22 protein-coding genes are annotated in these 23,185 nt (G+C 69.5%); 14 read left to right on the forward strand and 8 right to left on the reverse strand.

From position 1 onward, the window contains the following. Positions 1–195 precede the first annotated feature (195 nt). The 6 genes from HFGMBDPB_RS13030 to HFGMBDPB_RS13055 all read left to right on the forward strand — a co-directional run bounded on the left by HFGMBDPB_RS13030 (position 196) and on the right by HFGMBDPB_RS13055 (position 5,801). The gene (locus HFGMBDPB_RS13030; RefSeq protein ID WP_016452187.1) at positions 196–1,113 is read left to right on the forward strand and encodes an SDR family NAD(P)-dependent oxidoreductase; all 918 of its coding nucleotides are present in this window, start codon (positions 196–198) and stop codon (positions 1,111–1,113) included. A 169-nt stretch (positions 1,114–1,282) separates the two neighbouring features. Further along, positions 1,283–2,176, forward strand: a complete 894-nt coding sequence (locus HFGMBDPB_RS13035; protein WP_154833071.1) for a MaoC family dehydratase — start codon at positions 1,283–1,285, stop codon at positions 2,174–2,176. Between the two features lie 51 nt (positions 2,177–2,227). Next, entirely contained in the window at positions 2,228–3,025 is a 798-nt protein-coding gene (locus HFGMBDPB_RS13040) for an enoyl-CoA hydratase/isomerase family protein (protein ID WP_016450246.1), read from the forward strand. Next, entirely contained in the window at positions 3,022–4,323 is a 1,302-nt protein-coding gene (locus tag HFGMBDPB_RS13045; RefSeq protein ID WP_212645537.1) for an acetyl-CoA hydrolase/transferase family protein, read from the forward strand. The genes HFGMBDPB_RS13040 and HFGMBDPB_RS13045 overlap by 4 nt, the downstream gene beginning before the upstream one ends. Before the next feature lie 43 nt (positions 4,324–4,366). Further along, entirely contained in the window at positions 4,367–5,575 is a 1,209-nt protein-coding gene (locus HFGMBDPB_RS13050; protein WP_013800084.1) for an acetyl-CoA C-acetyltransferase, read from the forward strand. Positions 5,576–5,585: 10 nt separating this feature from the next. Further along, positions 5,586–5,801 (forward strand): hypothetical protein, encoded by a 216-nt coding sequence (locus tag HFGMBDPB_RS13055; RefSeq protein ID WP_047474923.1) that lies wholly within the window; start codon positions 5,586–5,588, stop codon positions 5,799–5,801. An 11-nt stretch (positions 5,802–5,812) separates the two neighbouring features. Here HFGMBDPB_RS13055 and HFGMBDPB_RS13060 read toward each other — a convergent pair whose 3' ends face one another. From HFGMBDPB_RS13060 to HFGMBDPB_RS13070, 3 genes are read right to left on the reverse strand one after another with little or no spacing between them, the layout of a single operon-like run. Further along, entirely contained in the window at positions 5,813–6,820 is a 1,008-nt protein-coding gene (locus tag HFGMBDPB_RS13060) for a Bug family tripartite tricarboxylate transporter substrate binding protein (RefSeq protein WP_016450249.1), read from the reverse strand. Further along, positions 6,817–7,836 carry an NADPH:quinone oxidoreductase family protein gene (locus HFGMBDPB_RS13065; RefSeq protein ID WP_046986347.1) on the reverse strand — a complete coding sequence of 340 codons (1,020 nt, stop codon included), beginning with the start codon at positions 7,834–7,836 and terminating at the stop codon, positions 6,817–6,819. Before HFGMBDPB_RS13065 ends, HFGMBDPB_RS13060 begins: the two co-directional genes overlap by 4 nt. A 32-nt stretch (positions 7,837–7,868) precedes the next feature. Next, the gene (locus HFGMBDPB_RS13070) at positions 7,869–9,092 is read right to left on the reverse strand and encodes a CaiB/BaiF CoA transferase family protein (protein ID WP_212645538.1); all 1,224 of its coding nucleotides are present in this window, start codon (positions 9,090–9,092) and stop codon (positions 7,869–7,871) included. 99 nt (positions 9,093–9,191) lie between these two features. Between HFGMBDPB_RS13070 and HFGMBDPB_RS13075 the strand changes: the two genes are divergently transcribed. The 6 genes from HFGMBDPB_RS13075 (at position 9,192) to HFGMBDPB_RS13100 (ending at position 15,833) form a co-directional block, all read left to right on the forward strand. Continuing rightward, the gene (locus HFGMBDPB_RS13075) at positions 9,192–10,223 is read left to right on the forward strand and encodes a LysR family transcriptional regulator (protein WP_212645539.1); all 1,032 of its coding nucleotides are present in this window, start codon (positions 9,192–9,194) and stop codon (positions 10,221–10,223) included. A gap of 156 nt (positions 10,224–10,379) precedes the next feature. Then, positions 10,380–11,387 carry a Bug family tripartite tricarboxylate transporter substrate binding protein gene (locus HFGMBDPB_RS13080; RefSeq protein ID WP_047218579.1) on the forward strand — a complete coding sequence of 336 codons (1,008 nt, stop codon included), beginning with the start codon at positions 10,380–10,382 and terminating at the stop codon, positions 11,385–11,387. 14 nt (positions 11,388–11,401) lie between these two features. Then, entirely contained in the window at positions 11,402–12,910 is a 1,509-nt protein-coding gene (locus HFGMBDPB_RS13085) for a class I adenylate-forming enzyme family protein (RefSeq protein ID WP_212645540.1), read from the forward strand. Positions 12,911–13,248: 338 nt separating this feature from the next. Next, on the forward strand, positions 13,249–14,220 hold the full coding sequence (locus HFGMBDPB_RS13090; RefSeq protein WP_212645541.1) for a tripartite tricarboxylate transporter substrate binding protein: 972 nt from the start codon (positions 13,249–13,251) through the stop codon (positions 14,218–14,220). Beyond that, positions 14,198–14,458: a hypothetical protein gene (locus HFGMBDPB_RS13095; protein WP_047218534.1), complete on the forward strand. Its 261-nt coding sequence runs from the start codon at positions 14,198–14,200 to the stop codon at positions 14,456–14,458. The genes HFGMBDPB_RS13090 and HFGMBDPB_RS13095 overlap by 23 nt, the downstream gene beginning before the upstream one ends. Beyond that, positions 14,442–15,833, forward strand: a complete 1,392-nt coding sequence (locus tag HFGMBDPB_RS13100) for an amidase (RefSeq protein WP_016450257.1) — start codon at positions 14,442–14,444, stop codon at positions 15,831–15,833. The genes HFGMBDPB_RS13095 and HFGMBDPB_RS13100 overlap by 17 nt, the downstream gene beginning before the upstream one ends. A gap of 68 nt (positions 15,834–15,901) precedes the next feature. Here the strand turns inward: HFGMBDPB_RS13100 and HFGMBDPB_RS13105 are convergent, their stop codons facing one another. From HFGMBDPB_RS13105 to fmdA, 5 genes are all read right to left on the reverse strand, one after another. Beyond that, on the reverse strand, positions 15,902–17,032 hold the full coding sequence (locus HFGMBDPB_RS13105; RefSeq protein WP_016450258.1) for a zinc-dependent alcohol dehydrogenase family protein: 1,131 nt from the start codon (positions 17,030–17,032) through the stop codon (positions 15,902–15,904). Further along, entirely contained in the window at positions 17,029–18,267 is a 1,239-nt protein-coding gene (locus HFGMBDPB_RS13110; protein ID WP_160851138.1) for an ABC transporter substrate-binding protein, read from the reverse strand. The genes HFGMBDPB_RS13105 and HFGMBDPB_RS13110 overlap by 4 nt, the downstream gene beginning before the upstream one ends. Positions 18,268–18,414: 147 nt before the next feature. Further along, positions 18,415–19,440, reverse strand: coding sequence for a tripartite tricarboxylate transporter substrate binding protein (locus HFGMBDPB_RS13115; RefSeq protein WP_046987212.1), 1,026 nt, complete (start codon positions 19,438–19,440; stop codon positions 18,415–18,417). Between the two features lie 146 nt (positions 19,441–19,586). Further along, complete coding sequence (locus HFGMBDPB_RS13120; RefSeq protein ID WP_212645542.1) at positions 19,587–19,934, reverse strand: zinc ribbon domain-containing protein; 348 nt, start codon at positions 19,932–19,934, stop codon at positions 19,587–19,589. Positions 19,935–19,951: 17 nt separating this feature from the next. Beyond that, entirely contained in the window at positions 19,952–21,184 is a 1,233-nt protein-coding gene (fmdA, locus tag HFGMBDPB_RS13125) for a formamidase (RefSeq protein WP_046241120.1), read from the reverse strand. 366 nt (positions 21,185–21,550) lie between these two features. Here fmdA and HFGMBDPB_RS13130 point away from each other — a divergent pair, with 366 nt between their 5' ends. Together HFGMBDPB_RS13130 and HFGMBDPB_RS13135 are read left to right on the forward strand one after the other, a co-directional pair. Further along, positions 21,551–21,955 (forward strand): Zn-ribbon domain-containing OB-fold protein, encoded by a 405-nt coding sequence (locus tag HFGMBDPB_RS13130; RefSeq protein WP_016452202.1) that lies wholly within the window; start codon positions 21,551–21,553, stop codon positions 21,953–21,955. Next, complete coding sequence (locus HFGMBDPB_RS13135) at positions 21,952–23,163, forward strand: thiolase family protein (RefSeq protein WP_212645543.1); 1,212 nt, start codon at positions 21,952–21,954, stop codon at positions 23,161–23,163. Before HFGMBDPB_RS13130 ends, HFGMBDPB_RS13135 begins: the two co-directional genes overlap by 4 nt. The last annotated feature ends 22 nt before the right edge of the window (positions 23,164–23,185 follow it).

The following is a 23,185-nucleotide window of genomic DNA, read 5'->3' on the forward strand; positions in this document are numbered from 1 at the left end:
CGCGGCGGCCCGCAATCCGCGTTTTCTTAAGCAAGCCTTTGGCCGCGCTGAAGGCTGGGCCGGCGCGGCCTGCCCGCCCCTGCTTTCATTCCCGCGAAGTCCGCCCTTGTGATTGGCGAATGGCGCGGTGCGGCGTTTGCCGGCATCCTTGGTCCCGACTTCTTTCCAACGAACACTGAACGGGGACGACAGGCCATGGCGCAGAAAATGATGCAGGACAAGGTAGTGGTGGTGACGGGTGCCGGCGGCGGCATCGGGCGCGACATGGCGCTGGCCATGGCGGCCGAGGGCGCCAAGGTGGTGGTCAACGACATCGGCACCTCCACCACGGGCGAGGGCACGGACGCCGGCCCGGCGCAGAAGGTGGTCGATGAGATCAAGGCCGCAGGCGGCCAGGCCGTGGCCAACACCGACAGCGTGGCCGAGGCCGCCAGCGCGGGCCGCATCGTGCAGTGCGCCGTGGACAGCTTCGGCCGCATCGACGGCGTGGTCAACAACGCCGGCATCCTGCGCGACCGGTTCTTCCACAAGATGAGCCTGGACGAGTGGGACGCCGTCATCAAGGTCCACCTGTACGGCAGCTACTACATGAGCCGCGCGGCCGCCAACCATTTCAAGGAGCAGGAAAGCGGCGCCTTCGTGCACATGACCTCGACCTCGGGCCTGATCGGCAACCTGGGCCAGGCCAACTACAGCGCGGCCAAGCTGGGGCTGACGGCCCTGTCCAAGTCCATTGCGCTGGACATGCAGAAGTTCAACGTGCGCTCCAACTGCATCGCGCCGTTCGCCTGGAGCCGCATGATCGGCTCCATCCCCACCGACACGCCCGAGCAGCAGGCGCGCGTGGCCAAGATCCAGCAGATGACGCCCAACAAGATCGCCCCGCTGGCCGTCTACCTGCTGTCCGACGCGGCCCGCGACGTGAACGCCCAGGTCTTCGCCGTGCGCAACAACGAGATCTTCGTCATGAGCCAGCCGCGCCCGCTGCGCTCGGTGCACCGCAGCGAAGGCTGGTCGCCCCAGTTCATTGCCGAGCACGGCATGCCGGCGCTCAAGGCATCGTTCGTGCCGCTGGACCGGTCCGCCGACGTGTTCAGCTGGGATCCTGTTTGAACGACACCCCCTGAGGCGCTACGCGCCTTCCCCCTCTCTACTCGCTTCGCGAGGGAGGGGGACGACACCCTCGGTGCGGGGCGGCCCTTCCTCGGTGTCCCTGAGTCGGGCCGCGCCAGTTGCGAGGGTTGAAGCGCGCCAGCGCCATCAACCACTGAGAGGAACCGTGATGGCCATCAGCTATCAGCACCTGAAACAGCGTCCCTTCGAGCCCGTGCGCCAGCACTATGGCGAGCGCGACACCATGCTCTATGCATTGAGCCTGGGCCTGGGCAGCGATCCGCTGTGCGCCGACGCCCTGCCCTTTTTCTACGAAGGGGCGCCCGGCGGGCTGCGCGCCCTGCCCTCGCAGGCCGTGGTGCTGGGCTACCCGGGCTTCTGGGCGCGCGAGGCCGATACGGGCATCGACTGGGTGAAGCTGCTGCATGGCGAGCAGCGCATGCGGCTGCACCGCCCGCTGCCGGCCAGCGCCGACGTGGTGGGCCACAACCGCATCACGCACCTGACGGACAAGGGTGAGGGCAAGGGCGCCATCATGGTCACCGAGCGGCGCCTGGAGACCGCCGGGGGCGAGCTGCTGGCCACCGTGCAGCAGGTCAGCTTTCTGCGCGGCGATGGCGGCTACAGCCTGCTGGACGGCGGCCAGCCCAGCGACGCGCCCCTGGCGCCGCTGCGCCCCACGCCGGAGGACCGCGCGCCCGACTTCACCGACACCCAGGCCATACGCCCCGAGGCCGCGCTGCTGTACCGCCTGATGGGCGACTACAACCCGCTGCATGCCGACCCGGCCGTGGCGCGCAAGGCCGGCTTCGAGCGGCCCATCCTGCATGGCCTGGCCAGCTACGGCCTGGTGGCCCATGCCGTGCTGCGCCAATGCGGCGACCGCAATCCCGCGCGCCTGAAGGCACTGGATGTGCGCTTCACCGCGCCCGTCTATCCCGGGGAGACCCTGGTCACCGAGATCTGGCGCACGCCCGACCAGCCCTGCCAGCTGCAGTTGCGCGCCCGCGTGCTGGAGCGCGACAAGATCGTGCTCAGCCACGGCTACGCCGAACTCGCCTGATGCACAGCGGCCTCGCAAGAGGCCGCTCCTTCCCCCTGCCCTGGAGTTCCCATGAACACCTCCCCCGTATTGACCTCCGTCCAGGACGGCATAGGCACGATCACGCTGAACCGGCCCGAGGCCCGCAACGCGCTCAACCAGGCCATGCGCCCGGCACTGGCCGCCGCCGTGGCGCAGATGCGTGACGATGCGCAGGTGCACACCGTCATCCTCACGGGCGCGGGCGGCGCATTCTGCTCGGGCGGCGACATCAGCCAGATGATGGATGCCAGCCAGGCCGGCCTGCCCTGGCGCCAGCGCATGCGCAGCCTGCACCAGTGGTTTCCCGAGCTGGTCAACCTCGAAAAACCCGTGATCGCCGCCGTGGACGGCCCGGCCTTCGGCGCGGGCCTGAGCCTGGCGCTGGCCGCCGACTTCGTGCTGTGCACGCGGCGCGCGAAGTTCTGCGCCGTGTTCGGCCGCATCGGCCTGGTGCCCGACCTGGGCGCCATGCACATGCTGCCGCGCATCGTGGGCCTGCAAAAGGCCAAGGAGCTGGTCTTCACCGCGCGCACCGTGCAGGCCGAGGAAGCCAGGTCGCTGGGCATGGTCTACGAGATCGTGGAGGACGGCGAGGCCCTGCAGGCCGCCGCCCTGGCGCTGGCGCGGCGCTTCGGGGAGGCATCCACAGCCGCCATCGGCATGGCCAAGACGGCCATGAACCAGGCCTTCGAGCTGGACGCACGCGCCATGGCCGAGCTGGAAGCCTATGCCCAGACGATGTGCCGTGGCTCGGACTACCACCAGGAGGCGGTGCAGCGCTTCAAGGACAAGCAGCCCACGCGCTTCGACTGGGACCGCGCGCCATGAGCGTGCTGTCGCCGGACGCCCTGCAAGAAAGGCTGCAGGCCCTGATCCGCCCCGGCGACACCCTGTGGTGGGGCCAGGCCACGGCCGAGCCGCTGACGCTCACGCGCGCCGTGGTCGCGCAGCGCCATGCACTGGCCCGGCACGGTGGCCAGGGCCGGCTGCGCGTCTTCGTGGGCATGGGCGCATCGGACACGCTGCAGCCGGCGCATGCCGACGCCATCGACTTCTTCGGCTACGCGGCCGGCGGCCCCCACCGCGCGCTGGCCCAGGCGGGCGTGCTGGACATCCTGCCCAGCCACTACTCCCACCTGCCCGGCCTGATCGACGAGGGCCTGCTGCCTGCCAACGTGGTGCTGCTCCAGGTCTCGCCACCCGATGCACAAGGCCGCTACAGCCTGGGCCTGGTCCATGAATACCTGCCGGCCGCCATACGCAAGGCGCGCGTGCTGATCGGCGAGGTCAACCCCGCCATTCCGTGGACGCACGGCAGCCTGCACCTGCAGGCCGGCGACTTCGCCCTGCTGGTCGATGCCGAACACCCTCCGCTGGACCAGGCGCGCAGCGCACCCGGCCCTGCCGAGCAGGCCATTGCCGGCCATGTGGCCGCCCTCATCGAAGACGGCGCCACGCTGCAGGTGGGCGTGGGCAACCTGCCCGAGGCCGTGCTCGCCGCCCTGCACGGCCACCGCGACCTGGGCCTGCACAGCGGCGCCGTGGGCGACGGCATTGCAGCCCTGGCCGAAGCCGGCGTGCTGACCCACGCGCGCAAGAGCCAGGACCGCGGCGTGGGCATCGGCGGCATCCTCATGGGCGGCGAATCGCTCAGGCGCTGGGCCCACCGCAACCCCGCCCTGCAACTGCGCGAGACGCGCTACACGCACGACCCCGAGGTGCTGGCCGCCAGCCACCGGCTGGCTGCCATCAATTCGGCGGTGGAGGTGGACCTCACGGGCCAGATCAACTCCGAGGTGGCGGGCGGCGTCTACGTGGGCGCCGTGGGGGGCGCCGTGGACTTTCTGCGCGGCGCGGCACGCAGCCGCGGGGGCCTGCCCATCATCGCCCTGCCCGCCACGGCCAGGGGGGCCACGCGCATCGTTGCGCGGCTGTCCGGCCCCGTCAGCACGCCGCGCAGCGACGCCGGGCTCATCGTCACCGAACACGGCGTGGCCGACCTGCGCGGCCAGACGCTGTCGCGCCGCGTGAAACGGCTGATCGACATCGCGGCGCCGGAGCACCGCGCCGACCTGGAACAACAGGCACATACCCTGCTGCGCCAATGCGGCGCAGCCTTTTCCTGATCCACTGATCCACTGATCCACTGATTCCCAAGGAGACAACACCATGCGCAGAGCCGCCATCGTCACCCCCCTTCGCACGCCCGTGGGCACCTTCGGCGGCAGCCTGCGGCCGGTATCGGTCGAGGAGCTGGCCGCCACCACGGTGCGCGCCGTGGTCGAGAAAAGCGGCATCGACCCCGCACGCATCGACGACGTGGTCTTCGCCCAGTCCTACGCCAGCAGCGAGACGCCCTGCGTGGGCCGCTGGGCCGCGCTGCAGGCCGGCCTGCCGGTGACGGTGCCGGGCATGCAGCTGGACCGGCGCTGCGGCGGCGGCCTGCAGGCCGTGGCCACGGCGGCCATGATGGTGCAAAGCGGCGCCGCCGACGTGGTGATCGCAGGCGGCGTGGAGAGCATGAGCAACATCGAGTACTACAGCACCGACATGCGCTGGGGTGCGCGCTCGGGCAATGTGCGCTTCTACGACCGGCTGGACCGCGGCCGCGAGCGCTCCCAGCCCGTGGAGCGCTTCGGAAAGATCTCGGGAATGATCGAGACCGCCGAGAACCTGGCGCGCGACTACGGCATCAGCCGCGAGGCAGCCGACGCCTATGCCGTGCGCAGCCACCAGCGCGCCGCCGCCGCCTGGGAGGCGGGCCGCTTCGCCGACGAGATCGTCCCCGTCAAGGTGCCCCAGCGCAAGGGCGACCCCGTGCTGTTCACGCGCGACGAAGGCTTTCGCGCCGACGCCACCACCGACAGCATGGGCAAGCTGCGCGTGCTCATGCCCAATGGAACGGTCACGGCCGGCAACGCCAGCCAGCAAAACGACGCCAGCGCCGCCTGCCTGATCGTGGCCGAGGACCGGCTGGCCGAACTGGGCCTCACCCCCATGGCCACCCTGGTGGGCTGGGCCGCCGCAGGCTGCGAGCCCTCGCACATGGGCATAGGCCCCGTGCCCGCCGTCAAGAAGCTGCTGGCGCGCCTGAACCTCACGCTGGACCAGATGGACCTGGTGGAACTCAACGAAGCCTTTGCCTGCCAGGTGCTGTCCGTGCTCAAGGGCTGGGAGTGGAACGACCAGGGCGCCATAGACCACAAGCTCAACGTCAACGGCTCCGGCATCTCCCTGGGCCACCCCATAGGCGCCACCGGCGTGCGCATCCTGGCCACCCTGCTGCACGAGCTGGAGCGCCGCAAGGGCCGCTATGGGCTGGAGACCATGTGCATAGGCGGCGGCCAGGGGATTGCGGCGGTGTTCGAGCGGGTGTGAGGAACCCGTCATGTCGACACGTCCAGTGAATCTGAGCCAGCAACAACATCGAATCGTTGAAGCTCAGACCCAAGCGACCAAGCTGGAAACGCTACGGCAAGCGGCTATGCGGGGGTGGGCGGATGTCGCCTCGGGTCACTACATTGACGTGCCGGATGAAGACTTTGACCTCTTTATCGCGGATCTGGGAAGGCAGGCAGCCAGCCGAATCAAGGCTGGTGCCTGACGGCGGCCTCCTCAATCCGCCCGCGCCCCCGACGCCTTCACGATCTCTTCCCACTTGCGGGCCTCGGCCTGGATGTAGCGCGCGAACTCGGCGGGCGTGGAGCCCACGGGCTCGGCGCCCAGGCGGCGGTATTGCGCGGCGATCTGGGGTTCGGCAAGCACGCGGCGGGACTCGGTCCACAGTTTCTGCACCACGTCCTGGGGCGTGTTCTTCGGCGCCCACAGTCCGTACCAGGTGCTGGTGCGAAAGCCGGGCATGCCGGCCTCTTCCATGGTGGGCACATCGGGCAGGGAGGGCGAGCGACTGGCCGAGGTGACGGCCAGCGCACGCAGCCGGCCCGAGGCGATGAAGGGCATGGCCGAGGGCATGGAGTCGAACATGAGCTGGATCTGCCCGCCCATCAGGTCGGTCAGGGCCGGCGAGCTGCCCTTGTAGGGCACATGCTGCATCTGCGCGCCGGTCTTCAGGCGGAACAGCTCGCCCGACAGGTGCTGTGACGACGCATTGCCGGCCGAGCCGAAGTTCACCTGTCCCGGATGGGCCTTGGCCCAGGCGATCAGCTCCTGCACATTGCGCACCGGAAGCTGGCTGCCCACGACCAGCACCAGCGGCACATCGACCAGCTGCGTGACCGGCTCGAAATCGCGGAAGGCGTCATAGGGCGCGCTGGCATAGACGTAGGGGTTGATGACGTGGATGGAGGCGTTGACCAGCAGCGTGTAGCCGTCGGCCGGCGCCTTGGCCACCAGGGCCGCGCCGACCATGCCGCTGGCGCCGGCCTTGTTGTCCACGACCAGCGGCTGGCCCAGCGCCTCGCCCAGCCGCGTGGTGACCACGCGCCCGACCACGTCGGTAGGCCCGCCCGGTGGATAGGGCACGACGACGCGGATGGGCGCCTTGGGATAGCCCTGGGCCCCGGCGGATGGCTGCGCCCCTGCCGTTCTCCATGCGGCCAGCGCCGCAGCGGCGCCCAGCAGGGTGCGGCGGGAAAGCGCGGAGCCTGTGCGTTGCGTTGTCATACCTTGTCTCCTTGAATGGCGAGTGCGAGCTTGCCGGTCACGTTGCGGCCGTGCAGCGCATCCAGCGCCTCCGGCAGTTCATGCATGGCGAAGACCTGGCTGACCTGGGGATGGATGCATCCCCGGGCCGCCCAGTCGAGCAGCGTGGCAATGACGGGCTGCAGCTGCGCCGCGAAGGCCTGGCGCTCATCGGCCGGCGTCCAGCCGATGTAGCGGCCGTAGAAGAAGCCGTGCAGCGTGAGGTTCTTGACCAGGGCCAGGTTCATGGGCACGGCGGGAATGGCGCCGCTGGCGAAGCCCACGCTCAGCAGCTGCGCGTTCTGCGCGGCCGCGCGCAGTGCCTGCAGCAAGAGATCGCCCCCCACGGGGTCGAAGACCAGGGAGGCGCCCCGGCCCTGCGTGGCCTGCTTGACCTGAGCGGCCAGGTCCTGCGGGGTGACTGCCTGGTGCGCGCCGCGGCGCAGCGCATCGGCGCGCTTGGCCTCGGTGCTGGCGCAGGCGATGACCTGCACGCCGGGCGTCTGCCGGGCCACTTCCACCGCCGCGGCGCCCACGCCCGAACCGGCGCCCAGCACCAGCACCACATCGCCTTCCTGCAGGCGCGCGCGCCAGTGCAGGGCCGTGTAGGCTGTGCCGTAGGACAGGGCAATGGGCAGGGCCTGCAGCCAGGGCATGCCCGCAGGCAGGCGGTAGACGGTGGATGCATGCACCACCGTTTCCTGCGCAAAGGCACCCCAGTCGGCAATGAAGGCCACGGCATCGCCGGGCTGCAGGTGCTGCACCGCGCTGCCGCATTCCAGCACGCGCCCCACGCCTTCGGTGCCGGGCACGAAGGGCAGCGGCGGGCGCCGCTGGTAGCGGCCCTCGATCAGCAGGCCCGTGGCGTGGCTGACGTTGGCGTAGGCCACGGCAATCCGCGCCTGGTGCGCGCCCAGGGGCTGGCCGGGCCGGTCCATGGACTGCAGGCTGACCACCTCGTGCGGCGCGCCGAATTGATGGCAGACCAGGGCCTGCATGCGGGAGTGCGGGGATGCGGATGCCGGGGCGCTCATGCCATTTCCTCCGCCGCGCACTGGCGCACAACCTCACTGTCTATCAGTTGATCGATCTCCTGCGGCGTGCAGCCGGCCTCGGCCAGGATCTGGCGCGTGTGCTCGCCCGTGCGCGGCGCGGCGCCAAGGGATGCACCGCAGGCTGCTGCGTCTGCCGGCCAGGGTGAAGCCGCATACAGCAGCGGCCCGAAGCCGGGCTGCGCCAGCGTGGCGAACGATGCGCGGTGCACGGCCTGGGGATGCGCCACCACGTCGGCCAGCGTGCGCACGCCCGCATGCAGGGCGCCCTGTGCGGCCAGGCGCTGCTCCCAGTGGGCGCGCGGCTGCTGCGCCAGCAAGGCCTGCAGCCCGGCATGCAGGACATGGCGGTGGGCCATGCGGCCCGCATTGGAGGCAAAGCGCGCGTCCTGCAGCCAGTGCGGCAGGTCCAGCGCGCGGCACAGCCGCTCGAACTGGTCGTTGTTCAGGGCCAGCACGGTGATGAAGCCATCGGCCGTGGCGAACACGCCGTTGGGGGCGCTCACGCCTTCGGCGGGCAGGCCGCCGCGCAGCGTGTCTTCGGCCAGCACCGTGGATTGCAGGGCGCAGCAGACCTCGAACAGGTTCAGCTCCACATGGCGCCCGCGCCCGCTGCGCGCCTTGCCCAGCAGGGCCGCCGTGCAGGCCTGTGCGGCGTAGACGCCGGCCGCGATGTCGGCCAGCAGCAGGCCCACGCGCTGGGGCTGGCCCTGCACGTCGCGGTTGCTGGTCATCAGCCCCGTGTCCGCCTGCATGACGGAGTCGGTGGCGGGCCGGTCGGCATACGGCCCCGTGGGTCCGTAGCCGCTGATGGAGACGTACACCGGGTCCAGGCCGGCCGCGCGCAGGCTGTCGTAGTCCACGCCCATGCGCTGCACGACCTGGGGGCGGAAGTTCTGCACCACGATGTCGGCCTCGCGCGCCAGCCGCAGCAGCAGCGCGCGCCCCTGGGCCTGGCGCGCATCGACGGCAATGCTGCGCTTGCCCGCGTTGTAGGTGGCCGACAGGCTGCTGTGCCCGTTGCGCGAGATGCCCACGTGGCGCGCCCAGTCGCCTTCGGGCGGATCGACCTTGATCACCTCGGCGCCCTGGCGCGACAGCAGGTGGGTGCAGTAGGGGCCGGCCACGCCCTGGCTCAGATCGAGCACACGGTAGTGCGCCAGGGGCGCCGGCGGCGCGGTTTGCAAAGCTTCTTGGTTCACGGTCAGCGGCCTTTCGCCATGGTTTCCTCCATGCTAGGGAGGCAGGGCTGGCGCCACAATCCTCGCCAGCAGGCCAGGCCTGGTGACTCCCGATCAACAATGGCCGGCCCCGGCCCTGCAAAGAATGCCGAGATGGACCTGAACCTGTGCCGCGTCTTCATCGACATCGCCGAGGCCAAGAGCCTCACGCGGGCGGCCGAGCGCGGCGGCATGACGCGCTCCAACGTCTCGCGCCGGCTGCGTGCGCTGGAGACCGAGATGGGCACGCAGCTGCTGCGCCGCACCACGCGCAATGTGGAGCTCACCCAGGCCGGCCAGCTGCTGTACCGGCGCTGCCTGGCCATGATGGAGGAGCTGCAGCGTGCCCGCGATGCCATCCACCAGTTGTGCTCCACCGTGAGCGGCGAGGTGGGCGTGCGCGTGCCCACCGGCTTCGGGCATTTCTATCTCAAGCCGCTGATCCTGGGCTTTTGCCGCGAGCATCCCGACATCCGCCTGCGCCTGCTGATCAACGACCAGATGGCCGACCTCGTGGCCTCCAAGGTCGATCTGGCGGTGCAGATCACCTCCGCGCCGCTGGACGATCTGGTGGCCACGCGGCTGTGCGATGTGCGCTGGAACTTCGTGGCCACGCCCGCCTGCCTGCAGGCGCTGGAGCAGTCGCTGGGCCGGCCCCTGCGCGCGCCTGCCGACCTGCTGCAGGCCCGCCTCATCCTGCCGCTGGCCATGGGCGGCAGGCTGGCCTGGCTGGCCGGCAGCGGCGACGATGGCGTGGCCGCTGCCCTCGATGTGCTGCCCTCGCTGCAATCGGGCGACTACCGCCTGCTGTACGACGCCGTGCTGGACGGCCTGGGCCTGGCCCTGCTCCCGGACTACGTGACCTCGGCCGCGCTGGCCGGCGGCACGCTGGTGCCCGTGCTGGACCAGGTGGTGTTCTCCGGCCTGGGCAATGCCATGTACCTGGTGCGCATGCCCGACCGCCAGCCCACCATGGCCGCGTGCGCCTTCCAGCAGTTCCTGCGCGAGGCCATCGTCACCGCCGCACCCAGCTGGCAGGCGGGGGCTGAAGAGGGTGGTGAAGAAGGCGGTGAAGAAGGCGGCGGAGGGGGCTGCACGCACCGCTCTTCCTAGGATTGCCCTAACAGCCGGCAAACCCTGGCTTTGGCAAAAGCAGATTCCCAAGAAGCGCCCGCCTGCGCACCATTGCCTGCATGTCCGGCGCAGACCGGGCGCGCCGCCGTGCAGACCACGGCAGCGCTTCATTCATCTTTTGCAGGAGACATGCACATGCCCGCCCAACACCGCCGCAAGGCCCTGGCCACCCTGGCCCATGCCCCGCTTCTGGCGTCCCTGGTGACCGCCCTGGCCACCCTGAGCGCCCTCCCCGCCGCCGCGCAGGACGCGCAGCCCGTGCGCCTCATCGTGGGCTACTCGGCCGGTGGCCCCGTGGACCAGGGCGCCCGCCTGCTCAGCGTGGCGCTGACCAAGGAGCTGGGTGCCTCGGTGGTGGTGGAGAACAAGCCCGGCGCCAACGCCACCATGGCCGGCAGCGAGGTCGTGCGCGCCAGGCCCGACGGGCTGACGCTGTGGTTCGCGGCCAGCCCCACCATCACCATCAGCCCCAACGTGATGAGCAAGATGTCCTTCGACCCGGCCCGTGACCTCACGCCCGTGGCGCCCGTGCTCAGTTACTACAACGTGCTGGTGGTCAACAACAACGAGCCCTACAGGACCACGGCCGAGCTCGTGGCCTATGCCAAGGCCCATCCGCAAAAGCTCAACTACGGCTCGGCCGGCGTGGGCGGCTCCAACCACCTGGGCGCGCTGCTGTTCGCGCGGCGCAGCGGCATCGAGATGAACCACATCCCCTACAAGGGCAACGCACCGGCCATGACCGACGTGATCGGCGGCCAGCTGAGCATGATGCTGGACATCATCAGCACCGCCAGCAGCTACATCCAGGGTGGCAAGGTGCGGGCCATCGCAGTCACCTCGCCGCAGCGCAATGCGTCCCTGCCCGATGTGCCCACCTTTGCCGAGTCCGGCATCGAAGGCCTCAAGGGCTTCGACGTGGGCGGCTGGTATGGCGTCTATGGGCCCAAGGGCATGTCGCCCGAACTCGTGGCCCGCCTGAACAAGTCCATCAACGCCGCCCTGGCCCAGCCGGAGCTGCGCAAGCGCCTCAAGGAACTGGGCTACGAAGAGTGGACCGGCGCACCCCAGAAACTGGCCGAGCGCGGTGCCAAGGAGCGCGCCATGTGGGCCACCGTCACGCAAGGCATTGTGGTGGACTGAGGGATACGCGGAGCATGAATCAACGAATACACCATCTGCTGGACCGCTGGCTGGCCGAAGCGCCGCAGCGTCCCTTCATCCACCTGCCCGACGGCAGCAGTCTGAGCTTTGCCGATCTGGGCGCGCTGGCGGACACGGCCGAGACCGAGCTGCGCGCGCTGCAGGTGCGGCCCGGCGACCGCGTGCTGGTCGTGGCCGAGAACTGCCCCGAGCATGCGGCGCTGATCCTGGCCTGCAGCCGCGTGGGCGCCTGGTCCTGCGGTGTGAACGCACGCATGGCGCCCGGCGAAATCGATGCCTTTGCGGCCAAGGCCGATGCCCGCGTGGTGTATTTCACCTCGGCCGCATCGGACAGCGCCAGCGGCCACGCGCGGCGCTTTGGCGCAGGCGACTCGGCCCTGGCCGGCATGCAGCACAGCCCCGTGCGCGCTGAGGCCGTGGCCGAATCCGGCGCGCTGCAGGACGAGGTGGCGGCGCTGATCTTCACCTCGGGCACCACGGGCACGCCCAAGGGCGTGATGGTGGGACATGACGCGCTGACGCTGTTCGCGCGCGTCTCGGCCACATCGCGCGGCCTGGGTCCGCAGGACCGCAGCTACGCCTTCGTGCCCATGACCCACATCTTCGGGCTGGGCACGGTGCTGCTGGCCTCGCTGCATGCGGGCGCGCAGATGGTGATGCGCCCGCAGTTCGACCCGGCCGACCTGCTGGATGCGCTGGCGCGCCACGGCATCTCGCAGTTGCAGGGGCCGCCAGCGCTGTACGCGCGCCTGCTGGCCCATCTGCAGGAGCAGGGCATTGCCCACCCGCAGGCGCCTGCGCTGCGCTATGTCTACACAGGCGCAGGCCCGCTGGACCTGACGCTCAAGAAACGCGTGGAGGCCGCCTTCGGCCAGGCGCTGCACCATGGCTACGGCCTGTCGGAATACGCAGGGTCGGTCCACCTCACGCGACATGGCGAGCAGCGGCCCGACACCAGCGCCGGCTACGTGGTGGAAGGCGCCGAGGTGCGCGCCGTGGACCCGGCCACGGGCCGGCCCCTGCCGGTGGGCGAGCGCGGCGAGCTGTGGATACGCGGGCGCGGCCTGATGCACGGCTACTTCCGCGATGACCAGGCCACGGCCGCCGTGATGCGCGAGGGCGGCTGGTACGCCAGCGGCGACCTGGGCGAGCTGCATGCCGACGGCGCGCTCTTCGTGGTGGGGCGGCTCAAGGAAATGATCATCCGCTCGGGCTTCAACGTGTATCCGGCCGAGGTGGAACTGGCGCTCAACGAGCTGCCCGGCGTGCAGCGCAGCGCCGTGGTCGGCCGCCCCGAAAACGATGGCAACGAGGAGGTCATCGCCTTCGTCGAGCTGCAGCCCGGCGCCACGCTGGACAACGCTGCCGCGCGTGCCCACCTGCGCGAACGGCTGGCGCCCTACAAGCTGCCCGCCCGCATCGTGCCCCTGTCCGAGCTGCCCACCAGCCCCAACGGCAAGGTGCTCAAGCGCCTGCTGCAGGAACAGGCGCTGCGCGTTTGAGCCACCACGCCCGCTGAATCGTTGCGCCGGTGCCACTGCCGGTGCAACCTTTCACCCTCCCTGCCCTGAATCCCGACGCGCGCCAAGGCCATCGCCGTCGGAAACCCTTATCTGCGGCATCGATGCAACACCCCTACGCCAAGCGTGGCGCAGGCCTTGCACCCCTTCTTTCATGATGTAAAACTATGGAACTTAATATCTCGATAGTTTAAAAAGATTCATTAACTGAACGCTTGCCAGGCCCGGGCTGCAGGCAGCCGCAGTGGTGCACATCCCATGTGCCTGCTCACGTCTGCAAAAAGACAAGCCCCATTTCCGCAACCATTTGAATCAAGCGAATGAAAAAAATCCTCAATCTGATTTTCGGAGGTATTTTCCTGATCGCTGCCAGCTTGGTTCATGCGGCCTGGCCAGACCGGCAGATCACGCTGGTTGTACCTTTCCCGGCAGGCGGTGGCACCGATATCGTGGGGCGCATCATCGCCAAGGAGCTTGCACAACGCCTGCGCGTCAACGTGGTGGTGGAAAACCGCCCTGGCGCCTCGGGCAACATCGGTGCGCGCCAGGTCTCCAAGGCCCGTCCCGATGGATATACGCTGCTGATCTGCTCCACGGCCCAGACCATCTCGGGCGCGCTGTACACGCAGGCCGGCTATGACGTGGTCAACGACCTCGAAGCCATCTCCACCATCAACGACGGTCCTCTGGTGCTCATCACACGCCCGGGCCTGAAGCTGGCGTCGGTGCAGGACCTGATCGAGCTGGCGCGGCGCAGCCCCGGCAAGCTGACCTACGCCACGCCGGGCTACGGCAGCGCGGGCCACATGGCGGCCGAGGCCCTGAGCCTGGCCGCCGACATACGCATGCTGCACATCCCCTACCAGGGCGCCGCGCCCATGATGAGCGACCTGGTGAGCGGCCAGGTCGATATCGCCTTCGACCTGCTGATCACGGCCAAGCAGTATGTGCACCAGGGCAAGGTCAATCGCGTGGGCGTGGCCACGCGCGAGCGCTCGCCCCTCATGCCCGACTGGCAGACGCTCAGCGAGCAAAGCCCGGCCCGGCTCGGCAATTTCAACGAGACCTCATGGAATGTGCTCATGGCACCCAAGGGCACGCCGGCCACGATAGTGAACGCCATCAATGCACAGATGAAAAATATCCTGACCGACGAAAAGGTGCAGAAGAAATTCATGGAGCTTGGCAGCATTCCCCTTTGGAAATCCGTGGACAGCACCAAGGCATTCGTATCCGACGACGCCAGAAAATGGAGAAAGGTGGTCAGTGATGCCGGCATCGCGAAAATCTGAAATACCCCCTTCGCCGCAGAAACTGGCAGGGCCCGATGTCAATGCGCTGCACGAATTGCTCAATGCGCTGAAAAAGCACGGCATCGACATCCCCTTCGAGCGGCTGGGACCCATCCTGGCGGAGCACCAGTTGCTGATGGAGCACCGCGACCTCGTCAACGAACTGGCGCATGAGGCGGGACCCTCGCAGATCCACACCACCATCTCCCGTCAGAGCAAGCATGAGCGGCAGTCCTGAACTTTCGATACGACAGATGGCCAGCGCGCTGCGCGCCGGCAAGACCACTTCGGAGATGCTGACCCGGGCGGCGCTGGGACGCATCCGCGCCATGGACATCGACATCCATGCCTTCACCAATCTCGATGCCAGCGGTGCCATGGAGGCTGCGCGCAACGCAGACATGGCGCGCGGAGAAAGCGCCGATCTGCCGCTGCTCCACGGCATTCCCGTGGCCATCAAGGACGTCTACGACGTGGCCGGCCTGCCGACCACCTGCCAGTCCTGGCTGAGCCTGGACTATGTGCCCGAAGACGATTCCACGCCGGTGCGGCGCCTGCGTGATGCGGGCGCCGTCATCCTGGGCAAGCTGGCCACGCACGAGTTCGCCATCGGCGCGCCCAGCCCCGACCTGCCGTTTCCCGCAGCCCGCAACCCCTGGGACCTGGCCCATATCCCGGGCGGATCGTCGTCGGGCTCGGGCGCCGCCATTGCGGCAGGCTTCACGCGGCTGGCCCTGGGCACCTGCACGGGCGGCTCCATCCTCATACCGGCCGCCTGGTGCGGCGCCGTGGGGCTGAAACCCACCTACGGCCGCGTCTCCAAGCACGGCGTGTTCCCCCTGGCCTGGACGCTGGACCACTGCGGCCCGCTGTCGCGCAGCGTGGAGGATGCGGCCATCGCGCTGCAGGTGCTGGCCGGGCACGACCCGCTGGACCCGGCCAGCTCCACCGAACCCGTGGACGACTACTGCACGGGGCTGGAGCAGGGCGTGAAAGGCCTGACCATCGGCGTGCCGCAAGACCACTTCCAGTCGTCGCCCCAGGCGTCGCCCACGTTCCTGTCGGCCTTCGACCGCACGGCCGCGCTGCTGGCCGAGGCCGGCGCCCGTCCCATCCACGTGAGCCTGCCCCACAGCCAGCAGTTCCTGGCGGCCGGCCGCGTCATCCTCAGTGCCGAGATGTTCACCATCCATGCGCAGGACCTGCGCTCGCGCCCGCTGGACTATGGCGAACTCACGGCGGCGCGGCTGCTGCTGGGCGCCACCGTGTCCTCGGAGGACTACCTGAACGCCCTGCGCGTGCGCCGCATGCTGGCGGCCCGCGTGGACGCTGCGCTGGACCGCTGCGACGTGCTGCTGACCGCCATCACGCTGGATACGGCGCCGCGCTTCGATCCCATGCCGCATTTCCGCCACTGGCCGGTACAGACCCATGCCTTCAACGTGACCGGGCACCCGGCCGTCAGCGTGCCGGTGGGCCTGTCACCCCAGGGCCTGCCGCTGGCCGTGCAGGTAGTGGGACGCTACTTCGACGAGGCCCGCATCCTGCAGGTGGCCCGGGCCATCGAGCGGCTGACCGGCTGGGAAAACCAGCTGCTGCCCGACGGCACCTGACCGCCGTGCTTGGCTCGGACACAGCCGCAGCAGCAGCCCCGGTCCTCGCTGGTCGGCCTGACCTCCTATCAGGCCTCCATGCGGATGATCTGGCGTATGGCCTCGCCACGCGCCAGGCGGTCGAAGCCCTCGTTGATCTGGTCCAGCGTCAGGTGGCCGGTGACCAGGCGGTCCACCGGCAGCCTGCCGGCCGCATGCAGGGCCAGGTACCGGTCGATGTCGCGGCGCGGCACGCAGCTGCCCATGTAGCAGCCCTTGAGCGTGCGCTCCTCGGCCACCAGGTGCCAGACCGGCAGGCTGATGGCCTGGGCGCTGGAGGGCAGGCCCGCCGTCACCGTCTGGCCGCCGCGCCGCGTGATGCGGTAGGCCATCTCCAGGGCCTTGGCCGAGCCCACCATCTCGAAGGCATGGTCCACGCCGCCGCCCGTCAGCGCCCGCACCTGCTTGACGGCATCCTCGTCGCCGGCGTTGACGGTGTCGGTGGCGCCGAAATCGCGCGCCATGGCCAGCTTGTCGGCATTGAGGTCCACGGCCACCACGCGGGCCGCACCCGCCGCCGCCGCGCCCATCACCGAGGACAGGCCCACGCCGCCCAGCCCCACCACGGCCACGCTCTGGCCGGGGCTCACCCTGGCGGTATTGGCCACCGCGCCCACGCCGGTCATCACGGCGCAGCCGAACAGCGCAGCCAGCTCCAGCGGCACCGACTTGTCGATGCGGTGCACGCCGCGGCGCGAGAGCACGGCATGCTCGGCAAAGGCCGAGACGCCGACGAAGTGCGAGATGGGCTGGCCATTGCGCGACAGGCGCCTGGCACCCGACAGCAGGGTGCCCGCCACGCCGGCCTGGCCTGCGGGCTCGCACAGCACGGGCCGGCCCTCGGCGCAGGGCTGGCAGTTGCCGCAGCCGGGCACGAAGAGCATGACCACGTGGTCGCCCACCTCCAGGTCGGTCACGCCTTCGCCGAGCGCCTGGATCACGCCTGCGGCCTCATGGCCGAGCACGATGGGCGTGTCGCGCGGACGGTCGCCGTTGATGATGGACAGGTCGGAGTGGCACACGCCTGCGGCGGCCACCTTGACCAGCACCTCGCCGGGGCCGGGCGGCGCCAGGTCCACCTCCCAGATCTCCAGCGGGCGGCTGTCGGCATAGGGCGCGGCTGCGCCCGTTCTCGTGAGTACGGCGGCGCGTGTCTTCATGATGTCTTCACCAGCTTGCAGCTGCTCCTGGACAGCGGGCGGAAGGCCTCGTCACCGGGGATGGTGGAGAGCACCTTGTAGTAGTCCCAGGGGTATCTGGATTCCTCGGGCTTCTTAATCTGCACCAGGTACATGTCGTGCACCATGCGGCCGTCCTCGCGCACCTTGCCGTTCTGGGCGAAGAAGTCCTCGATGGGCATCTGCTTGAGCTGGCGCGCCACCGCGTTGCCGTCGTCGCCCCTGGTGGCCTGCACGGCCTTGAGGTAGTTGGTGACGGCCGAGTAGGCGCCCGCATGGATCATGGAGGGCATCTTCTTCATCTTCTCGAAGAAGCGCCGCGACCAGGCGCGCGTGGCCTCGGTGCGGTCCCAGTAAAAGCCCGTGGTCAGCACCATGCCCTGGCCGTAGCGCAGGCCCAGCGCATGCACGTCGTTGATGAACAGCAGGCTGGGCACCAGGGTCTGCCTGGGCGCGATGCCGAACTCGTGCGCGGCCTTGATGGCGTTGACCGTGTCGCTGGTGGCATTGGCCAGGTTGATCACCGAGGCCTTGGAGGCCTGGGCCTGCAGCAGGAAGGACGAGAAATCGCTGGCATTGAGCGGATGGAAGGTGGTGCCCACCAGCTTGCCGCCGCCGTCTTTCAGGAAGTCGGTCACATTGGCCGTCATGGCCTTGCCGAAGGCATAGTCCACGCCCAGGATGAACCAGTCCTTCTTGCCCTGCGCCAGGATGCCGCGCACCGCGCCGTTGGCCAGCGCATAGCTGTCGTAGGTGTAGTGGATGGCCGTGGGCGCGCAGTGCTCGTTGGTGAGGATGTCGGAGGCGCCGCCGGTGTTGATCACCATCTTGCCGCGCTCGCGCGCCAGGTTGTTGACGGCGATGGCGACGGCCGTGTTGTTGATGTCCACGATCAGGTCCACGCCGTCGCGGTCGAACCAGGTGCGCGCATGGGTGGCGCCCACGTCGGCCTTGTTCTGGTGGTCGGCCCAGACCACCTCGATCTTCCTGCCCAGCACCTGGCCGCCGAAGTCGGCCACGGCCATCTTCGCGGCCTCGACGGAGCCGCGCCCCGCCGTGTCCGCGTACAGGCCCGACATGTCGCTGAGCACGCCGATGCGCACCACGTCGTCCGATATCTGCTGCGCCTGCGCCGCCGTCCACAGCAGGCCGGCGCCCAGCGCGCAGCCGGCAGCGCGCGCCTTGGTCAAGCCGCCTCGCATCAAGCCTTTCCGCATATCCGTCTCCTTGTCTCGGGGCTGTTTTTCTGGATACCGGAGGCAAGCCTAAGCAGGCAGGCCCGGCCCGCCTATGCGCGATTGCGAAAGACCGGGTTGCAGCGCCGCGAAGCCGGGTTTGTCCCGGGTACGGGCACGCCGCCGTGCTCAGTCCGCCTGGATGCCGGCCACCTTGACCACCTGGGCCCATTTGCGCAGCTCGCTGCTCAGGCGCTCGCGCATCTGCTGCGGGGTGCCGGGGTCGGCCTCGGCGCCGGCAGTCAGCAGGCGCTCGCGCACGACGGCATCGCGCAGCGCGGTGTTGAAGTCGGCATTGATGCGCGCCAGCACGGCGGGCGGCGTGCGGGCCGGCGCGAACAGCGCGGCCCAGGAATAGGCCTCGTACTCGGGCAGGCCCGACTCGGCAATGGTGGGCACCTCGGGCAGCATGGCCGAGCGCTGGCGGCTGGCCACGCCCAGCACCTTGATGCGGCCCGACTTGATGTGCTGCAGCGCGCTGGGCGCATCGGCAAACATCAGCTGCACCTGGCCGCCCAGCAGGTCGTTCATGGCCGGCGCACTGCCCTTGTAGGGAATGTGCTGCAGCTTGATGCCCGCATGCATGTTGAACAGCTCGCCGGCCAGGTGCGTGCCGCCGCCATTGCCCGAGGAGCCGAAGCTCAGCCCGTTGCCGGACTTGGCCAGCGCGATCAGCTCGCGCACGTTGCGGGCGGGCACCGAGGGATGGGCCACCAGGAAGACCGGGAACATGGCGGCAAAGCTCACGGGCGCGAAGTCACGCTCTATGTCGTAGGTCATCTTCGGCTGCAGCGCCGGGTTGACCGCATGGTGGATGGAGCCCACGAACAGCGTGTAGCCGTCGGCAGGCTCCTTGGCTGCGAGGGCCGCGCCCACCATGCCGCCGGCGCCCGCGCGGTTGTCCACGATGCAGGGCTGCGGCCAGATCTCGCCCAGCTTCTGGGTGAAGGCGCGTGCCGTGGTGTCCACCGGGCCGCCGGGCGGAAAGGGCACGATGAAGCGCACGGGCCGCGTGGGCCAGGCATCGGCCGCAAACGCCGGCCGGACTGCAGGCAAGAGGCTGCCGGCCGCCAGCGCGCCACCGGCGGACAGCAGGCGGCGGCGGCGCGAAGAGAAGGAGGAAGTGGCAGAAGGCAGGAAGGAAGACGGGGGCATGGCGAAACTCCGGGCAACGGGCGGCGGCTTGCCGCGCGGCCCATTCTGGGCAAGCCGCCCTGCGCCGTGTTTCGCGAATGTGGAAGGCGCGCTTCCAGGGCTCCCAAGCGGTGGAAACCCTGGGAAGCGGTCCACTCCGATGCAGCCTAGTGGCTGATCATCCAGGGCCGCCGCGAGGGCGCGGACTTTGCGCCGTTGGGCGCCGTCACCGTGGCGCTGCGCCGCCCCGATCCGCAGCAGCCGCAGCCTGCCGGGTGCCTGAGCCGCGCATAGTCATAGTCGCGCGAGCTGGCGGGCTCGTGGCGCGCGCGCTCGTTGGTGGCCATGGCGCGGCGCGTGCCGTCGGCCATCAGCGCCAGCCGGGGCGCGGCGGCCAGCACGCGCGCAGCCGCCGTGCCGCAGCCGGTGCAGGCCGCAGGCTCGTCGCGCAGGCGCAGCGGCCGCAGGGCCTCGAAGCCGCCGCATTGCGCGCAGTCGTAGTCGTAGGTGGGCATGGGCGGGCTCCTTGGCGTCAGCGCAGGTCGGGGGACAGGGGCATGTCCACGCTGCCGTCGAACTGGACGACGGGCCCCGCCGCGTTGGGGTTGATGTCGAAGTCGAAGATGCCCGTGGGCAGCCACAGCGTGGCGCAGGAGTTGGGCACGTCCACCACGCCGCTGATATGGCCCTGCACGGGCGCCGTGCCCAGGATGGAATACGCCTGGGCGCCGCTGTAGCCGAATTTCTTCAGGTATTCGATAGCGTTCAGGCAGGCCTGGCGGTAGGCCACGTTGACATCCAGGTAGTGCTGCCTGCCGCTCTCGTCCACCGAGATGCCCTCGAAGATCAGGTAGTCGTCATAGCGCGGCGTGATGGGGCTGGGCTTGAAGATGGGGTTCTTGATGCCGTACTTGGCCATGCCGCCCTTGATGAGTCCGACCTTCATGTGCACCCAGCCGGCCATCTCGATGGCGCCGCAGAAGGTGATCTCGCCATCGCCCTGGCTGAAGTGCAGGTCGCCCACGCTCAGGCCGGCGCCGTCCACATAGACGGGGAAGAACACCTTGGCGCCGCGCGAGAGGTCCTTGATGTCGCAGTTGCCGCCATGCTCGCGCGGCGGCACGGTGCGTGCGCCTTCGGCGGCGGCCTTGTCGCGGGCCTCGCCGCGCATCTGGCCCATGTGGGCCGTGCCGGCCGACGGCGGGTTGGCCAGGCCGGGCACGCGCTCGGGATCGGTGGCGATCAGGGCGCGCTCGCGCTCGTTCCACATCTCCAGCATGGGCCGGTCAGGCAGGCAGCCGATGAGGCCGGGATGGATGAGGCCGGGGAAGTTCACGCCCGGGATATGGCGCGAACTGGTGAACATGCCCTTGAAGTCCCAGATCGATTTCTGGGCCGAGGGGAAATGGTCGGTCAGGAAGCCGCCGCCATTGTTCTTGGAGAAAAAGCCGTTGAAGCCCCAGAGGCTGTCGGGCTTGGCGCCGATGTCCAGCAGGTCCACCACCAGCAGGTCGCCGGGCTGGGCGCCCTTCACGCCCACGGGTCCGGACAGGTAGTGCACCGTGGTCAGGTCGATGTCGCGCACATCGTCGGCGCTGTCGTTGTTCTTGATGAAGCCGCCGGTCCAGTCGTAGGTCTCCAGGATGAAGTCGTCGCCGGGCTGGACCCAGCAGGCCATGGGAATGTCCGGGTGCCAGCGGTTGTGGACTCTTTCGTTGTCGGTGGGCGGGCGGTTCAGGTCCACCTTGATCAGCGTATCCGTCATGTGCAAAAACCTCCTGGGTGGGTGGGGATCGACAGCGGAGAACGGGCCGGGGTGCGGCACGCCATTGCCGGCCTTCCTGTGGCGCCACGCCGTGCCAAAGCGGCGGCGCGCCCTCGGTGCGCCGGCAGGCGGCGCAGGGCGGGTATGAAGAAAAGTCCGGGAATGCATAAACACCATAGCAGCCGTGACTGCCGGCCCGCCTAGGCAGCAACCCTGGGTTGACAGCCGGACGCCGGCGCTGGTGAAGCCACCCTTCCAGATTGGCGAATTGAAGCGGCCCCGCGATGCGGGCATGCTGGCGGACAGCCGCTGCCCTGCATGCCGCCGTGCGCAGCGCCAAGAACACAAAGAATGGAAACACCGCCAATGCACCTGAGCGCACAGACCCACTACCAGGCCGAACTCGATGCCGGCCGTTTCTGCATACAGCAGTGCCCGCAATGCACGCGCCATGTCTTCACCCCGCGCGAGCTGTGCCCGCACTGCGGTGCCAGCCCGCTGCGCTGGGTGCGCGCCAGCGGCCAGGGCACGGTCTACTCCACCTCCACCGTCGCACGCAAGAGCGATGCCGGCGGCGACTACAACGTGGCCCTGATCGACCTGGACGAAGGCGTGCGCATGATGGGCCGCGTCGAAGGCATTGCGCCGGCCGACGTGCGCATAGGCCAGCGCGTGAGCGCTCATGTGGCGAGCAAGGACGGACGCGGCCTGGTGCTGTTCCAGCCCGCGCTCGGACAGGCGGCACAGGGATCGCAGGGAGGTGCAGCATGAGCGCCCGTATCCCCCAATCCACCCTGGACGCCGCCGCCGTGAACCGCCCGCTGCGCGGGCGCGTGGCCATTGCCGGCGCCGCCACCTATGGCTGCGGCGAGGCACCCGGCATGGACGACATGACCCTGCTGGTGCGCGCCGCCCATGCGGCCGTGGCCGATGCGGGCCTGACCATGCAGGACATCGACGGACTGGCCACCTGCAGCGTCAACGCCAGCATGTGGACCATGCCCGTGATCGAGCACCTGGGCATCAACCCCACCTACGTGGACGGCACGATGATCGGCGGCAGCAGCTTCATCGCCCACCTGCTGCCCGCCATCCGCGCGCTGGAGGCCGGCCAGTGCAAGGCCGCGCTGGTGTGCTACGGCAGCGCCCAGCGCTCGGCCACCTTCGGCCGCAAGGAAGGCCAGGCGGCGCGGCGTTTCCTGGACCCGCAGCCCTATGAGTTCCCCTACGAGCCCGTGCTGCCCGTGACCGCCTATGCGCTGGCGGCCGCGCGCCACATGCACGAGTTCGGCACCACGCGCGAGCAGCTGGCCGAGGTGGCCGTGGCCGCGCGCGCCTGGGCCCAGCTCAACCCCGAAGCCTTCATGCGCGACCCGCTGACCATCGAGGACGTGCTCTCGGCCCGCCCCATCGCCAGCCCCTTGAGCGTGCGCGACTGCTGCCTGGTGACGGACGGCGCAGGCGCCATCGTGCTGGTGCGCGGCGAGCGCGCCCGCGACCTGCCGCGCCCCCCCGTCTACGTGCTGGGCAATGCCACGGCCATCTGGAACCGCCAGATCTCCTGCATGCCCGACCTGACCACCACGGCTGCCGCGCAGTCCGGCACCCAGGCCTTTGCCATGGCGGGGCTCACCGCGGCCGACATGGACATGGCCCAGGTCTACGACGCCTTCACCATCAACACCCTGCTGTTCCTGGAGGACCTGGGCTTTTGCGCCAAGGGCGAAGGCGGCGCCTTCGTGTCCGGGGGCGGCATCGCGCCCGGCGGGCGGCTGGCCGTCAACACCAACGGCGGCGGCCTGTCCTGCGTGCACCCGGGCATGTACGGCATCTTTGCGCTGATCGAGGCCGTGCGCCAGCTGCGCGGCGAGGCCGGCCAGCGCCAGCTGGGACGCCACCGCACGGCCGTGGTGCACGGCAACGGCGGCACGCTGTCAAGCCAATCCACGGCGGTGCTGGGAACCGCCGAAACCCTCTGAACCGCACAGGAAGCACACCGCA

The organism is Delftia sp. PE138 (assembly GCF_018320755.1).
Classification (GTDB): domain Bacteria; phylum Pseudomonadota; class Gammaproteobacteria; order Burkholderiales; family Burkholderiaceae_C; genus Comamonas; species Comamonas tsuruhatensis.

Coding starts and splice junctions, on each gene's coding strand:
- HFGMBDPB_RS13030 (WP_016452187.1), top strand. CDS start 196: ATGGCGCAGAAAATGATGCAGGACAAGGTAGTGGTGGTGACGGGTGCC.
- HFGMBDPB_RS13035 (WP_154833071.1), top strand. CDS start 1,283: ATGGCCATCAGCTATCAGCACCTGAAACAGCGTCCCTTCGAGCCCGTG.
- HFGMBDPB_RS13040 (WP_016450246.1), top strand. CDS start 2,228: ATGAACACCTCCCCCGTATTGACCTCCGTCCAGGACGGCATAGGCACG.
- HFGMBDPB_RS13045 (WP_212645537.1), top strand. CDS start 3,022: ATGAGCGTGCTGTCGCCGGACGCCCTGCAAGAAAGGCTGCAGGCCCTG.
- HFGMBDPB_RS13050 (WP_013800084.1), top strand. CDS start 4,367: ATGCGCAGAGCCGCCATCGTCACCCCCCTTCGCACGCCCGTGGGCACC.
- HFGMBDPB_RS13055 (WP_047474923.1), top strand. CDS start 5,586: ATGTCGACACGTCCAGTGAATCTGAGCCAGCAACAACATCGAATCGTT.
- HFGMBDPB_RS13060 (WP_016450249.1), bottom strand. CDS start 6,820: ATGACAACGCAACGCACAGGCTCCGCGCTTTCCCGCCGCACCCTGCTG.
- HFGMBDPB_RS13065 (WP_046986347.1), bottom strand. CDS start 7,836: ATGCAGGCCCTGGTCTGCCATCAATTCGGCGCGCCGCACGAGGTGGTC.
- HFGMBDPB_RS13075 (WP_212645539.1), top strand. CDS start 9,192: ATGGCCGGCCCCGGCCCTGCAAAGAATGCCGAGATGGACCTGAACCTG.
- HFGMBDPB_RS13080 (WP_047218579.1), top strand. CDS start 10,380: ATGCCCGCCCAACACCGCCGCAAGGCCCTGGCCACCCTGGCCCATGCC.
- HFGMBDPB_RS13085 (WP_212645540.1), top strand. CDS start 11,402: ATGAATCAACGAATACACCATCTGCTGGACCGCTGGCTGGCCGAAGCG.
- HFGMBDPB_RS13090 (WP_212645541.1), top strand. CDS start 13,249: ATGAAAAAAATCCTCAATCTGATTTTCGGAGGTATTTTCCTGATCGCT.
- HFGMBDPB_RS13095 (WP_047218534.1), top strand. CDS start 14,198: ATGCCGGCATCGCGAAAATCTGAAATACCCCCTTCGCCGCAGAAACTG.
- HFGMBDPB_RS13100 (WP_016450257.1), top strand. CDS start 14,442: ATGAGCGGCAGTCCTGAACTTTCGATACGACAGATGGCCAGCGCGCTG.
- HFGMBDPB_RS13105 (WP_016450258.1), bottom strand. CDS start 17,032: ATGAAGACACGCGCCGCCGTACTCACGAGAACGGGCGCAGCCGCGCCC.
- HFGMBDPB_RS13110 (WP_160851138.1), bottom strand. CDS start 18,267: ATGCGGAAAGGCTTGATGCGAGGCGGCTTGACCAAGGCGCGCGCTGCC.
- HFGMBDPB_RS13115 (WP_046987212.1), bottom strand. CDS start 19,440: ATGCCCCCGTCTTCCTTCCTGCCTTCTGCCACTTCCTCCTTCTCTTCG.
- HFGMBDPB_RS13120 (WP_212645542.1), bottom strand. CDS start 19,934: ATGCCCACCTACGACTACGACTGCGCGCAATGCGGCGGCTTCGAGGCC.
- fmdA (WP_046241120.1), bottom strand. CDS start 21,184: ATGACGGATACGCTGATCAAGGTGGACCTGAACCGCCCGCCCACCGAC.
- HFGMBDPB_RS13130 (WP_016452202.1), top strand. CDS start 21,551: ATGCACCTGAGCGCACAGACCCACTACCAGGCCGAACTCGATGCCGGC.
- HFGMBDPB_RS13135 (WP_212645543.1), top strand. CDS start 21,952: ATGAGCGCCCGTATCCCCCAATCCACCCTGGACGCCGCCGCCGTGAAC.